We start from the raw sequence: 14724 nt of genomic DNA, 5'->3' as shown, positions 1-14724 counted from the left end.
TAAATTACCTTTTTAAATTTACCAATTCATTCAAAGTATGCTCCAATTTATTAAACTTATGATCTTTAAAAGAAGAAAGATTCATGTCTAAAAGATTTTGCCTTAATTCATTTATAAAATCTCTTGCTTGAAGCTTATCAGAAAACTCAAAGTTAGTTTTAAGAATCTTATAAACTATATCAAACATATAATGTTGACGCTCCGCATTAACAGCAGCATCAACAGAATCAAATGAATTTTGTTGCAAATAACATGAATCAAGTAGTTCAGATTTCAAGTAAATTAAAAAATCCTCGTTACTTATGCCTTCTTCTCCAACAACTTTCATCATTTGATTAATTTCGCTACCTTTTACCAAAAAAGATCTTGCATATTCCGTTTTTTTAGGATCAATAACACCTTTATATTTACTCCAAGATTCAAGAGGGCTAATAGCTGGAAATTTCCTAGCATCAGATCTTTCTCTTGTAAGTCCATGGAATGCTCCTACAACCTTTAAAGTTGCTTGAGTAACTGGCTCTTCAAAATTACCACCAGCAGGACTTACAGAACCACCAACTGTTACAGATCCAATATCGCCATTATTAAGAACTACGATGCCTGCCCTTTCATAAAAGGAAGCAATAACAGACTCAAGATAGGCCGGAAAAGCCTCCTCACCAGGAATTTCCTCGAGGCGACCAGACATTTCTCTCATAGCTTGAGCCCATCTTGAAGTTGAATCTGCCAAAAGAAGAATATCAAGGCCCATTTGCCTATAATACTCGCCAATAGTAATAGCGGTATAAACAGAGGCTTCTCTAGCTGCAACTGGCATTGAAGACGTATTACAAATAATGCAAGTCCTATCCATTAACGATTTACCGGTTTTTGGATCTATCAACTCGGGAAACTCCTTAAGAGTTTCTACAACTTCTCCTGCTCGCTCACCACAAGCTGCAATAATCACTATATCAACATCAGCATTTCGACTTGTGACCTGCTGAAGAACCGTTTTTCCAGCCCCAAAAGGACCTGGAATGCAAAAAGTTCCTCCTTTGGCAACTGGAAAAAATGTATCTATAATTCTAGTTTGAGTCAACATAGGCTCACTAGGAATAAGTCGTTCTTTATAATTAGTAATAGGAATTTTAACAGGCCAATGAAAAGACATTGTAATATTGTGTCTTGTACCAGAATCATCTTCAATTACAGCAATTTGCTCATCAATCGAATAGTTACCATCATTTACAATTTCCACAATTTTATAAGAATCTCTTTTATAAAATGGAATCATTATTCGGTGATGAACAGTTCCTTCGATTACAAAACCCAAAAAATCCCCTGCAACAACTCTGTCTCCAATTTTGGAAGTTTTTTTAAAATTCCATTTTTTATCTTTATTCAAGGGTCTTAAATACACCCCCCTTTCTAAAAAAAATCCACATTGAACAGCCAGTTCGGGCAAAGGATTTTGAAGCCCATCATAAACTTGAGTTAAAAGACCTGGCCCTAATTCAACTGTTAAAAGCTTGTCTGTAAATTCAACTACATCTCCAACAGATATCCCTTTTGTCAATTCAAAAACTTGCGCATCAACTTCATTCCCTCTAACACGAATTACTTCGGCTTTCAAATTTCTACCAGCAGTCCTTACAAATAAAACTTCATTCATAGAAACTGAACCTTCTACCTCAATAGCAACTAAGTTACCATTCACTCCAACAACTTTTCCTTTTGTCTTCATTAAAATTCCTTTTCTAAACTTTTTCATTAGTTTTATCAATTAAATTTTGACAAATATTGTCAAAATTTTGAATACCTAATTTTTCTTTAAATAAATTATGCCTTAAAAATAACCTTAGCTTTAAAAAGTAAATTATTAATTTTTCAAAATCAAATTCATGCCCAACCTCAAGATCAGTCAAAAATTGCCACTTAAGAAGGTCAAAGCCTAATTCTATTTCAAAAGAATTTTCTTTCAAACAAATATTTCTCAAAATACTCAGATAATAACTCGAAAAATAAGAAGATTCTAAATAAAAATCCTTGGACAACCCCAATTTTTCTGCCCTTAAAGCTGCAAGTGTATACCTTATTGTATCTTCAAAATCAAAAAAAAGATCAATAACTCTTGACTTACCCTTATCTACCTTAAATTCTAGCAACCCTTTTAAAAAATTGAAGTCCTTTTTGCTTAAAGAAATTTCGACATTATTCAAAAAATCTAAAACGCTATAATTTTTTAAAGATTTTAAATCAATATAAGGCAAAGAAGATAAAACATAATAATATGAATTCAACACAAAAGTCTCCTAGACCACTTTTATAACTTCCTTAAATCTTGGATTAAGATAATCAAAAAGAATGTCTGCAATAGTTTCCACTGAAAAATCATAATACAGACCAATATTCTTTTTTTGAATCTTAAACCCTTTGCTTGTACCTTTGAAAGGCTTAATCTCTATTCCTTCTTTAAGCTTATTTCCAAGTTTTAGTCTTAGTATCTGCTCTAAGCTAGAAAAATCAGATTCATTTAATTGAACAACTAATTTTTCTTCCTTAACCCAAGAATCCGTTATTTTAATTATAAGATCTACTAAGAAATTATTGTCATTAAAAACTTCTGCTACGTTATCTTTTAAAGTATTTTCAAAAAGAGATTTAAGATTCTTCTCAACACCAATAATTAAATCTCTGATTGCCTGACGAGAAGCTTCAAGGGCATGGCATTTATAATCATTAACTTCTTTTTCTAATTTTACCTTTAATACTCTAGCATCTTCTTCTGCTCTAGTAACTATTTCTTCTGCCTCTTTTTTAGCCTTCAAAATAATATCATTAGATACTCTCTCAGCCTCTTCAAGCCCATCTTTTTTAATTTTATTTATCAGATCCTTTACTTCAAATTGCATTAAAACTCCTTATCATATAACATAAAAATAATAACTTAAAACCTATTAGCAAACAAAACTTTAAAAAAGCATACAATAATTTTCAATATCAAAAATATTACAATATCAATAAGAAATATCAAATTAGCACAGCAATGCTACTTCAAAAAAATATACTTACTCTCAATTATTGGAAATAATACAATCATTAAAAAATTGACCCAACAATTTTATAAACATTGCCATCAAGCACTATATCGAGATCTTTACTTGGAAATTTATTTCTAAGTCCTTCTCTAAAGATTTCAATACCCTTTTTATTTATCTTATCCCAAAATTCATCATTAACAAAACTTAAAGTTAATATCTCAATAATAATCAAATAGCCTCTTCCAAACTTAGATCCATAGCCTAATGTAAAAGTTGTTGTAACGCTAAAAAGACCATCCAAAAGACCGTTTGCAGTCTTACCCCTAAAAGGTCTATTGGGATGAATATCATAAGAATTGCCAAATTCCTCCTCAAGAACAAAATCAACATCAAGGCAAATGCGAAACAATATATTTTCAAACTCATTAAACTTCGTTATATTCACTTAAATTAAATCTCAACTATAGTTTTTCCTGCCCCCCCATCACTAGGATGAGCAAAATAATATTTTTTAACAAACTTCAACTCTTTTAACAAATTATGAACTTCTCTCATAAGATGACCCTCTCCTTTTCCATGGATGACTTCAAATTTATTAATGCCATTTAATATAATATTATCTATTTTCTTATTCAAAAAGTCTAGAGCATCAAAAGACCTCATACCCCTAATATCAACAGTGAAACTCAACAAGTTTTCCTTACTATAATCAATTGAGAAGCTAAAATTTTTACTGCCCTCTTTTTTCTGCTCTGTAAAGTTTTCTAAAGATATCTCTGAGCTGGAAACACTAACATTAAAAGTACCTGCATTAACGGTAATCTTCTTTTTCGAAATTCCAACTATTTTTCCTTTTACATTAGAATTAACTATTCTAACCATATCTCCTATTTTAAAATCTATCGCTATATTACTCTTACTGTTGAGAGAATTTACTTTATTTAACTTGAAGTCTATATTTTTTTCCAAGTCTGATATAAAAGCTTTATTCTTTACAACATTAATATTACCTTCTTTTATTTCTCTAACTAAATTTTCCAAAACTTTTCTTGAATTTTTTAAAAATTCATTCTGCTCATTTAAAAGTTCCATCTCAATATTTTTTTCTTTCAATAAAAGATCTTGATAAAGATTTTCTACTTCTTTTTTTTGCAATTCAATTTGGATTAATTTCTTATTCATATTTTCTTTAATTAAAAGCAAATCTTTCTCTTTCTCTATTAATCTTTCTAAAATTTTATTAACTTCTGTCTTTTGAGATGAATAAATTTCATTAGCACGAATTACGATACTACTGTCAATCAAAACCCTACTAGCAACATTAAACGCATAACTTTCACCGGGAATAGAAAAAATCAAATCATAATTAGGTTGCATTGTTTCTAAATCCATCCGCATAGAAGCATTAATAACACCCTCATGAGTATATGCAAAATATTTAAGAGCATTATAATGAGTTGATATTAAAACATAAGAATCAATATTGATTAAATATTCAAGAATTGAAATGGCAAGCGCCTGCCCTTGGTCAATGTCTGTTCCTGAACAAAATTCATCAAATATTACAAGACTATTTTTTGTAGCATGTTTTAAAATAAAAGAAATATTACTCATATGGCTTGAAAAAGTTGAAAGAGAATTAGAAATTGATTGCTCATCGCCAATATCAATAAAAATGTTATCAAAAATTTTAAAAGTGCTAGACTCACTAACAAGAATAGGAATCCCAAATTGAAACATTGCACTAAGCAGCCCAATTGTCTTTAAAGTTACCGTTTTTCCACCAGCATTAGGACCAGTAATAATTACAACACGATTCTCATCAGGAGTAAAAGCTATAGCCTTTGAATCTTTTAACAAAGGATGATGTGCATCGAAAATATTTAATACATTTGAAATTTCAGGAAATACCCCTTTAGTTTTGATTCCATAAATCGCTCGTGCTTTTAAAGAATCATAATACAAAAAATTATTATAAAGATTCTCTAAAAGAACAATATTGCTATGAACTTTACTGGAAAGATTCTGTAAGATTTTTAAAATTATTCTTTTTTTTTCTAAATTCAAATAATTTAATCTATTGTTATCATTTATAATATCATTTGGTTCAATGTAAAATGTTTCACCTGATGACGAAACAGAAATAAGATTGCCTTTAATTTTACCTTTAAAATTAGACTTAAGAGCAAGAGCATATTTATTAGATTTGTAATAAACAAAATTAGAAGCTAAATATTCTACATTCAAGCTAATTATTCTTTTTATCTGTTTTTCAACTCGCCTATTTAAATTTTTAATTTCAAATTCAATCGCATCATATTCTTTTACAACACCACTTTTCAATTCAAGAGCATCAATATCTATATATTCTTTCAATTCACTAAGCAAATTTTTTAGCTCTGGACTTAAAAATAATAAATCAGATAAAATATGAACATTAAGATGCTTGATATCATTATTTTTATGCAAAAATGAATTTATTTTCAAAACCTCATCTAAAAACCCTACAATGTCTCTCAAATTTTCAATAGAGACTCTTGAATTTTCTTTTGATAATAATGAAATGGGGCATTTCAAGCTACTTATAAAAGAATTTGGATACCCTTTATAACTCTCAAAAAGCATTCTAATAAGATTAACAAAAGAAAACATTTTCTCTAAACTTTCTCTTGTTTTTAATATTTTTTGATTATTTAGTAAATTAACAGTGTCTGGATTAGAAACGTATTTAGACACTAAAGATAAAATTTCATAAAAATCAATATTTTTTAAATATTTATCTTGCATAATTTTTATAATTTTTAAGCTCTGACAAAATCTTTAAATAGCTTTCGTACCTGAGCTTAGAAATACCATTGCCTAAAGAACTCGTAACAGAGCAACAAGGTTCACTAACATGTAAGCAGGATTTATATTTACAAAAACTAGCAAAATTTTCAAACTCTTTAAAATAATATTTAAGATTCTCAAAAGATAATGTTTCAATTCCAAACTCCTTTATCCCAGGAGTATCAATTATTATCCCGCTCTCAGAATGAAATGATATTGAATAAACAGTAGTATGTTTTCCTCTAGAATACTTATGTGAAATTTCATTTACTGATTGAGAAGCTTTTGAATCAATCAAATTTATTAAAGAAGATTTACCAACACCAGATTGGCCAATAAAAGAAGTTCTTGAATTTCTCAAAACCTCTTTTACTTCTTTAATGCCCTCAAAAGTTTTAACAGAGGTTTTTAAAACTTTGTATCCTAAATTCTTATAAATTTCAGAGAATTCTTCAACCCTTTGACTTATTCCTTTATCAATTTTATTAATCACAATAACAGGAACAATATTTTGCTCTTCTGCAACAACGAGAACTCTGTCAATAAAAAAATTTTTCATCTCAGGAAAATTAGCAGAATTTACAATCAAAACATTGTCAATATTAGAAACAATTGTCTGTCTAAGATCTGCTTTCCTGTTATATCGCCAAAGAATATTTTTTCTACTTAGTCGCTTATCAATATATACCTTACGAGAGCCATAAATATACCCTAAGACTATATCTCCCGGAACTAAAGGACTATACTCCTTACAACCCGTTTCTAATACCTTACCCTTAAAAACTCCTTCATAAATTAATTTACTGCCAAGTTCTAAAATAGAATATATATTGTTAACTCCCCAAATAACTTCAAATTCAAGATAATTCAAATTATCGTTCCTTTAAAGTGGAGATTATATTTTTTGCAAAAATTTTGATAAAAAGTCAAATTTTCATTTCCAGTTAAATAAAACTCATCTACGAAATCAACATCATTTTTATGATAATTACATTTATATTCAGAAAAATTCATTAATCTAATAAGACTTTGTGTCACCAATTCACGATTCTCATAAACAGGAATTTCTAAAAAATCTTCTATCATTGTCTTAAGATGCAAATAATGCGTGCATCCAAGAAAAACAATCTCTCTATCGGTGTTTACAACTTCAAACTTTAAAGCTTCCAAACATCTAAGAGCATCTTTTCTGTACTTATTTCCATATTCAACAAAATTAACAAGCTCTCCAGCAGCTTTAACAATTAAATCATCATGCATATTTACTTGATCCTTAACAAATTTACTTTCAATCGTAGTATTTGTCGCAATCAAAAGAACTCTTTTTAAAGCAAGATCTGAAACTGAACTTACCTCTGGCAAAGTATAGACTACTGGAAAAACAAAATTTAATTTATTGTATACGCTAACAGAAATCGTATTGCAAGCCAAAATTAATGCACCAATATTGTAAATTTTTTTAAATTTCTCAATTAAAAACAAAACTGCTTCTAAAAGATATTCAGAACTTTTCTCTCCATAAGGAAAATTTTTATTATCGGCAACATAAACATACTGACACCCTTCTATTTTACTTTTAATATATTTAAAATAAGAAAGTCCCCCTATTCCTGAATCAAAAACAATTATTACTTCTTTGAAATTTTTCATTACAAAATAATAATCACCCCTAAAAGGTAAAGTATAAATATTAACAAAGTTAATTTCAAGAATTAAAACAATAAAAATTGATAGAATGTTTTTTAAAAAAAAAGTTTTAAGCTATAATAAAATTGATTTAGCAATATTAATAAATATTTAGGATGATAAATAAAATGTTTGCAAGCATTAAAGATATTTTAAAAAATCCAATTTTAAACAGCAATGTTACAATAAACGGCTGGATTAGAACTAAAAGAAGTAATGGCAAGATTGGATTTATAGAAATTAATGATGGCTCAACGCTTAAAGGAATGCAAGCCATAATAAACGAAGAAGAAAATCAATTTGATGAAAAAGATCTAAAAAAACTAACAACAGGAGCAAGCATATCATTAACAGGTCTACTAGTAGAGAGTCCTGCAAAAGGACAAAATTATGAAATAAAAACACATAGTTTTCATATAATCGGAGAAACAGATCCAAAAACTTACCCATTACAAAAAAAAAGACATACTTTTGAGTTTTTAAGAGAAATACCTCATTTAAGAATAAGGACCAATACATTTGGAGCTATTGCTAGAGTAAGAAATAAAATTTCATACAAAATTCATGAATATTTCCAAAAAAATGGATTTTTTTATATCAATACACCAATAATTACATCAAATGATGGGGAAGGTGCTGGAGAAATGTTTAGAGTTTCCACACTAAAATTCAATGAATCAAACAATTCGCTTAGCAACATTGATTTTAAAAATGATTTTTTTGGAAAAGAAGCTTTTCTCTCTGTCACTGGTCAATTGCACGGGGAAGCATATGCAATGGCTTTATCTAAAATATATACATTCGGCCCAACATTTCGAGCAGAAAATTCCAACACCACACGTCACGCCTCAGAATTTTGGATGATAGAACCAGAAATGGCTTTTTGCAAGCTTAACGACAATATTATCCTAGCAGAAGATCTCTTAAAATATATTTTAAGTTCAATTTTAAACGAATGCTCACAAGATATGGATTTTTTAGAAAATTACATTGAAAAAGGCTTAATTAAAAAACTAGAAAACGTGATAAATTCAAAATTTGAAGTTATCACCTATACCAAAGCAATTGAAATTCTTGAAAGCTCAAAAAAAAATTTTGAAATAAAACCTTGCTGGGGAATAGATTTGCAAACAGATCACGAAAGATACTTAACAGAAGAGACTTTTAAAAAACCAGTGGTGATTATTGATTATCCAAAAAATTTCAAAGCATTTTACATGAAAATAAACAAAGACAATAAAACTGTCAAAGGAATGGACATACTTGTTCCAAGAATTGGAGAGATTATAGGAGGAAGCGAAAGAGAAGATGACTTGCAAAAATTAGAAAATAGAATAAAAGAATTAAACCTAAGCATTGAACATCTAGACTGGTATCTTGATTTAAGAAAATTTGGTTCTACTCCTCATTCTGGCTTTGGACTTGGACTTGAAAGATTAGTGCAATACTCAACAGGAATATCTAATATAAGGGATTCAATACCCTTCCCAAGAACTCCTAAAAATCTTTATTTTTAATCAGAAAAAAGGAACCGTAAAATGAGATTAACAAAATTCTACAAATTAATACTACTCCTTCTTTTTGCAACAAGATTATTTTCAGCAAAAGATGAAAAATTAAACAATAATAAATTAGAATTATTTTCGAACGTAGAAAAAAAAATAAAAAAAAATTCTAAGCCTTACGATTCAAGTTCAAACTTTAAGAAGACTAAAAAAGAATCAATTTTGAAAAAAGATACAAAAGATGAAAAAAATATAAATTCCAGCATATACATACAAAAATCAAAAAAAATTAATTACCCTAACGGAAATTTAAGTAATAATATCAATCAAAAAACTACAGATGATAGAAATTTCACAACAAATCATTATGTTAAAGTTTATCCTAGCTATAAAAATGATAACTTTGAAACAATTAAAAATACTATTAAATTCCCAGTTAAAACCGAAAAAACTCATGCGCTAATCGGTCCAATATTAAAAGATAATCTGGGAATTATAATTAAAATGTTAAAAACAAAAGGATTCAATTTAATAGAATATATAAAGGACAATAATTAAGATTTATTTTTTGACAAAAATTTGAAAATCTCATTAAGCTCATCATCTATATATTCAAAACTATTCTTATATTCACTTTCATTTAATCCTGTCAGTTCATGATTTCCATAATGAATCCAAGTATTTAGTTCTTCTTGATTGGAATATTTATTAACATAATAATCAGGAATATAATCTACAAACCCATGATCCTTGTAATCGTAAACTGCTATTTTAACATTTTTACTCTCTATACCCTTTTTTAAAACCTCGCCTCTCAAATAAACAATAGTACGACCAGTATCAAAAATATCATCAACAAATAAAACTTTATCGCCTGCCCTTAAATATTTTGGATCATAAGTCCAGCCATCTATCATTATCTTTTTTTGCTCATTGAAAATATCATAAGATCTAGCAACAACAGCAGCATATAAAAGGGGTTTATCTAATTTTACAAATTTAAAAAATTCGCTAATAATATTACCAAGATAGGCTCCCCCTCTCAAAGAGACATACATAATATCTGGAATAAATCCATCTTTATAAATTTTATAAGCAAGCTTAAACCCATTAATTCTTATCTCTTCATAAGAAATATATTTTTTCATAATTTAAACTTATTCCTTCCTAACAAAAATAAATTTTATTTAATCAAAATATTTTACTTGCAAATTAACACCATAAATATTTATATAAAATAAAAAAATTACAATCTAAAACAAAACTTAGCAAATTATACATAAAACAAAAAGAAGGCTAAGATCAGATCTTAGCCCAAAACTAAAATTTACTAAAACGAAACATCAAAAGAATCGTTTCCTCTTAAAATTTTATAAGTATTTTTTCCAATCTTGAGAGCATCATAAAATTCTCTTAAATTAGAAACACTTTTTGAATTTACAGAAAGAATTACATCTCCCGATTTCATCTTAATATTTGATGCTAAATTTTTATCAATATAATCAACAACAACACCTTTAATCCAATTTCTTAAATTAAGCTGAGCTTTAATGTCCTCAACTAATGGATATACAACAAAACCTGGAAACATTTTTGAAGAAGAAAGTTCTTTATCCTTAGGTCTAACAGCAAGAATAATTTCAATATTTTTTTTGACATTGCCTCTTAAAATTTCTACATCTACTTTCTCTCCAGCATAAAAATCACTAATATATGATGTGACATCTTGAAAAACACTCATAGGAACCCCATTAACCTTCACAATAATGTCTCCTGCTCTAAGCCCCGACTTAACAGCAGGCGAACCTGGATAAAGAGAGGCAATAATTGCAGATGAAACATCATTATCTTCAACCCCCAAGCTTTTTAGCACTTCAGAATCTTTTGTCTTTAGCGGATAAAAAGAAATCCCAAGCCATGCTGATTCAATTTTTTTACCTTTAAGGAAAAAATCTACAGTACCTTTAATATTGTTAACAGGAATTGCAAAACCTAATCCAATATTTCCACCAGAATTTGAAGCTATCCAAGCATTAATCCCAATAACTTCACCTTTTATATTTACAAGAGGACCGCCTGAATTACCTCTATTGATTGCAGCATCGGTTTGAATAAATAAATTCCTTGATTGCAAATTAGGATTTGCAGAGCGCTGCAATCCACTTACAATACCTGCTGTAACCGTAAAACTAAATTGAAAAGGACTACCCACTGCCATAACCCAATCGCCTATTTCAAGCTTATCACTATCCCCAAGATCAGCTACTTTGATAGTTGCGTCATCACTTTCAAAGCTAATAAGCGCAATATCTTTTTTTTCATCTTTGCCAATTAACTTAGCCTTGTGCTTTTTCTTATCATAAGATATAACTTCAAGTTCAATTGCCTTATCTACTACATGACTATTTGTAATCACATAAAATAACGATTTTTTTTGAGAATCTCTACCAATTATTACTCCAGACCCTGCCCAATTACTTTTTCTCTCAGTATCAAACTCTGGCATATCAAAAAAGAAAAATGGAATAGGAAAACTCTGCTTAACCACCCCTGTTACATGAACTTCTACAGACGACGGTAAAATTTTCTTGGAAACTTCCCTAAAAGAATCTTGTAAAGCTTGTACTGTATTACCTTTTTCTTCTGCAAAAACAATGTTACTTCTGCTAGAATCTAAATAATGAATTCCAATAAAAAATCCAATACCCAAAGCCAAAAAACTGAGAATAAATCCAGAAAAAAACTTTTTTTCCACTTTTATAACCTCCATATAATTACTTAATTTATAAATTAATATTTTAATTTGATTAATTTAAAATTTAAACTTCACTTAAAATTAAAGGCAATCCATCAACAACAGCAACTGTATGTTCAAAATGCGCAGAATAACTAAGATCAGATGCAAAAACAGTCCAACCATCATTTTTTATTGAAACCTTATGCCCCTTTAAGTTTACCATAGGCTCAATAGCTAAAACCATACCCTCTTGAATTCTAATGTTTTTAAAAAAAGGAGCATAATAATTTGGAACACTTGGCTCTTCGTGAAGTTGAAACCCAACACCATGCCCCGTATATTCTCTAACTATTCCAAAACCAAATGGTTTTATATAATCTTCTATTGCTTTTGATATATTTAAAATTCTATTTCCTACTTTCATCTCAGCAATACCTTTGTAAAGAGAAGTATTTGTAACTTCTAAAAGTTTATCAATACTAGAATCCACACTACCCACTTTAAAAGTTTTTGCCATATCACTATAAAACCCATCAAGAATAACTCCACAATCAATACTAATAATATCCCCGTCAGCTAGTTTTCTTTTCCCGGGAATACCGTGAATAACTTCTTCATTAACAGATGCACAAATAGTACCCGTAAATCCATGATATCCTTTAAAAGCAGGTTTAGCTCCATTTTTAATAATAAAATCATAGGCTATCAAATCAAGTTCCTTGGTGCTAATACCAGGAACAATATTTCTCTCAACTTCTAATAAAGTAAGCGCTAACAAACTAGCTGAAGCTTTTATTTTTTTAATCTCATCTTTAGATTTCAATCTTAGTTTAGTCAAAATTCAACTTCCTTTCTTCAAGTGTATCTACCATGTTTTTATAAAGCCTTCCTTCATCAGTTTCATAAAAAGAATAAGAAGCTAAAATAGATTCTTTGCCTTTTTCCATTTTTCCCAAATAAAGATAATTGATTCCTTGTTTTAAGTAGATTTTCGATACAAACTCACTCTCATAATGAGTAATAGCATCTTTATCGTAAAAACTACTAGGCAACAAAGATATTCCTTTATTAAAATATCCTTCTGCTTCTTTATAATTTTTCTCAGAAAAGCTTAAAACTCCAAGATTATAATAAATTCCAAACATATATTTTTGAGATTTATTGTCAAAAATTACCCTTTTTGAACCAATAAAATCTCTTTTAAGGAAATAATAATAAAATTTATAAAAATCATACCAATCTTGTTTATTTTCATAAAAATTATAAATTTTAAAAAATAAATCTAAATCCTTTAAATCTGAATAAAGCAACAAATTCCAAGCCAAAAATTGAGCAATACTAGAATTGTACTCTGTCTTGTAAAATAGTCGCCATAAATAAGATTTTTTTGCCTCATACTCAGAATCTGCATAATTTAATGCAAAATAAATTTTAAAAAATAAAGGATCTTCCTTATAATTAGCTATAATTTCATTAGCCTTAAAATAATTTTTAATTCTAAAGTATATATTTGCTAAATAATAATTTATTATCTTATTGTCTTTAAACACTTCACTAGCCTTATTTAAATAAGAAATTGCTCTTTTAAAATCATTCTCATTATTAGCTATAAGTGCAAGATTCAAATATACAAGAACATTATAATCGGGAAATTTTGTATAAAGCTTTAAATATTCATTCTTAGAATTCTTAATATCTCCTTTTTTAAAATAAGCATCAGCAAGCAAAAAAAGCAAAGCGGGGTCATCTCCATTTTCAATGGACTTAAGATTGGAAATTGTAAAATCTAAATCATTAAGACTGTACGAAATATATGCAAGCTCTTTGAAAAAGTTTTTGTCTTCTTTAATTTTAAAAAGTATACGCTTAGCAGCATCCATGTTTTTTTTCTCTATATATAAAAGCATTGCATTTACTAAAAATGCGTTATTTTTAAGATTTAAACCTATCTCTTCAAAAACACGAGCATCCTTTTCTCTGTAAATTTTATCAATAAATTTTCTAAAATCTAAAACCTTATTATCTGCACTTAAATTTTTCAGAAAAACTTCTTCATAAAGACCCCAATATTCTTCACTATTTAAAAGATATTGATTTGCAATTCTATAAGCATCTTTTAAAAATCCAACTTTAAGCTTAGAATAAACTTCTAAAGCTCTTAGTTTCAAATTGCCTGGTAAAACTTTAACACTAAAATTTACTATATCTCCCATAAGATGGAAGTCGCCTGTATTTAAAGCCCAAACCTTGGCTCTTTTAATAAGAGCTAGCCATTTAAATTCATTATTAGCATAATACGATGAAAATAGTATTGCTTTTTTAGCATCCGAAAATTTTTTTTTATCGATATAAAAATCAATTTCTACAATAAGCTTGCTAAAATCTTTCTCGCCTTTTAAGAAATATAAAATGTTAGGATTGAAATAGAAATAAAAACCACCTAAAAAACTCAATAATAAAAATAATAAAATGAATATTAAAGTTTTATTTTTTTTCAATACAATTCTCCATATTTTTCAACAAAGCATCAAGTATGCCATTTATAAATTTGTAAGAATTTTTACTGCCATATTTCTTGGCAATCAAAATCAACTCATCAATTACAGCACGACTTGAATTTTCAAAATTTTGAAATTTCAAAGAATAAACGCCCATTCTAAGTATTGCAAGATCAACCTTGTCCATTCGATCTAAAGACCAATTCCAAGAAATATTCCTAATCAAGCTATCAATATGCTCTAAATTATTAAAAGTACCATTTACCAAAGAAGAGTAAAATGACCTAACAGATTCATTTTCTATATCCAATCCTTTATCTTCAATATTGAAAATATCAAAAATATCGTCCATTGCACTTTGATTAATGTCAATACTATAAATCTTTTGAAAAGCCAAAACTCTAACTTCATGCATTAAATCCATACCAAAATTATATAAACAAAAA

14 protein-coding genes are annotated in these 14724 nt (G+C 28.3%); 2 read left to right on the top strand and 12 right to left on the bottom strand.

Annotated elements, in window-relative coordinates:
- Positions 1-4: 4 nt before the first annotated feature.
- The 7 genes from BLO14_RS03825 to murI form a co-directional block, all read right to left on the bottom strand.
- A complete protein-coding gene (locus BLO14_RS03825; RefSeq protein WP_091973302.1) occupies positions 5-1726 on the bottom strand; it encodes a V-type ATP synthase subunit A in 1722 nt (573 codons plus the stop codon).
- A 13-nt stretch (positions 1727-1739) separates the two neighbouring features.
- The gene (locus BLO14_RS03820) at positions 1740-2285 is read right to left on the bottom strand and encodes a hypothetical protein (RefSeq protein ID WP_091973075.1); all 546 of its coding nucleotides are present in this window, start codon (positions 2283-2285) and stop codon (positions 1740-1742) included.
- 9 nt (positions 2286-2294) lie between these two features.
- Positions 2295-2894, bottom strand: a complete 600-nt coding sequence (locus BLO14_RS03815; RefSeq protein ID WP_091973072.1) for a V-type ATP synthase subunit E — start codon at positions 2892-2894, stop codon at positions 2295-2297.
- Positions 2895-3081: 187 nt separating this feature from the next.
- Positions 3082-3468, bottom strand: coding sequence for a hypothetical protein (locus tag BLO14_RS03810; RefSeq protein ID WP_091973069.1), 387 nt, complete (start codon positions 3466-3468; stop codon positions 3082-3084).
- Between the two features lie 5 nt (positions 3469-3473).
- Complete coding sequence (locus BLO14_RS03805; protein ID WP_091973066.1) at positions 3474-5810, bottom strand: endonuclease MutS2; 2337 nt, start codon at positions 5808-5810, stop codon at positions 3474-3476.
- Positions 5800-6723 (bottom strand): ribosome small subunit-dependent GTPase A, encoded by a 924-nt coding sequence (rsgA, locus tag BLO14_RS03800; RefSeq protein WP_091973063.1) that lies wholly within the window; start codon positions 6721-6723, stop codon positions 5800-5802. The genes BLO14_RS03805 and rsgA overlap by 11 nt, the downstream gene beginning before the upstream one ends.
- Positions 6720-7502, bottom strand: a complete 783-nt coding sequence (gene murI, locus BLO14_RS03795; RefSeq protein ID WP_091973060.1) for a glutamate racemase — start codon at positions 7500-7502, stop codon at positions 6720-6722. The genes rsgA and murI overlap by 4 nt, the downstream gene beginning before the upstream one ends.
- 164 nt (positions 7503-7666) lie before the next feature.
- Here murI and asnS point away from each other — a divergent pair, with 164 nt between their 5' ends.
- Complete coding sequence (asnS, locus tag BLO14_RS03790; RefSeq protein WP_091973057.1) at positions 7667-9055, top strand: asparagine--tRNA ligase; 1389 nt, start codon at positions 7667-7669, stop codon at positions 9053-9055.
- Between the two features lie 21 nt (positions 9056-9076).
- Complete coding sequence (locus tag BLO14_RS03785) at positions 9077-9601, top strand: hypothetical protein (protein WP_091973054.1); 525 nt, start codon at positions 9077-9079, stop codon at positions 9599-9601.
- Here BLO14_RS03785 and BLO14_RS03780 read toward each other — a convergent pair.
- From BLO14_RS03780 to nusB, 5 genes are all read right to left on the bottom strand, one after another.
- Positions 9598-10191 (bottom strand): phosphoribosyltransferase, encoded by a 594-nt coding sequence (locus BLO14_RS03780; protein WP_091973053.1) that lies wholly within the window; start codon positions 10189-10191, stop codon positions 9598-9600. The two genes, BLO14_RS03785 and BLO14_RS03780, sit on opposite strands and share 4 nt — an antisense overlap.
- Before the next feature lie 182 nt (positions 10192-10373).
- Entirely contained in the window at positions 10374-11798 is a 1425-nt protein-coding gene (gene htrA / locus BLO14_RS03775) for a DegQ family serine endoprotease HtrA (RefSeq protein WP_091973050.1), read from the bottom strand.
- Between the two features lie 64 nt (positions 11799-11862).
- A complete protein-coding gene (gene map, locus BLO14_RS03770; protein WP_091973047.1) occupies positions 11863-12618 on the bottom strand; it encodes a type I methionyl aminopeptidase in 756 nt (251 codons plus the stop codon).
- The gene (locus BLO14_RS03765; protein WP_091973044.1) at positions 12611-14278 is read right to left on the bottom strand and encodes a tetratricopeptide repeat protein; all 1668 of its coding nucleotides are present in this window, start codon (positions 14276-14278) and stop codon (positions 12611-12613) included. Before BLO14_RS03765 ends, map begins: the two co-directional genes overlap by 8 nt.
- Entirely contained in the window at positions 14265-14693 is a 429-nt protein-coding gene (gene nusB / locus BLO14_RS03760; RefSeq protein ID WP_091973041.1) for a transcription antitermination factor NusB, read from the bottom strand. Before nusB ends, BLO14_RS03765 begins: the two co-directional genes overlap by 14 nt.
- Between the last annotated feature and the right edge of the window lie 31 nt (positions 14694-14724).

It is taken from the genome of Borreliella japonica (genome assembly GCF_900099615.1).
GTDB classification, from domain to species: domain Bacteria; phylum Spirochaetota; class Spirochaetia; order Borreliales; family Borreliaceae; genus Borreliella; species Borreliella japonica.
The sequence above is the reverse complement of the archived record's forward strand: the minus strand, read 5'-3'. Positions and strand labels throughout refer to the sequence as shown.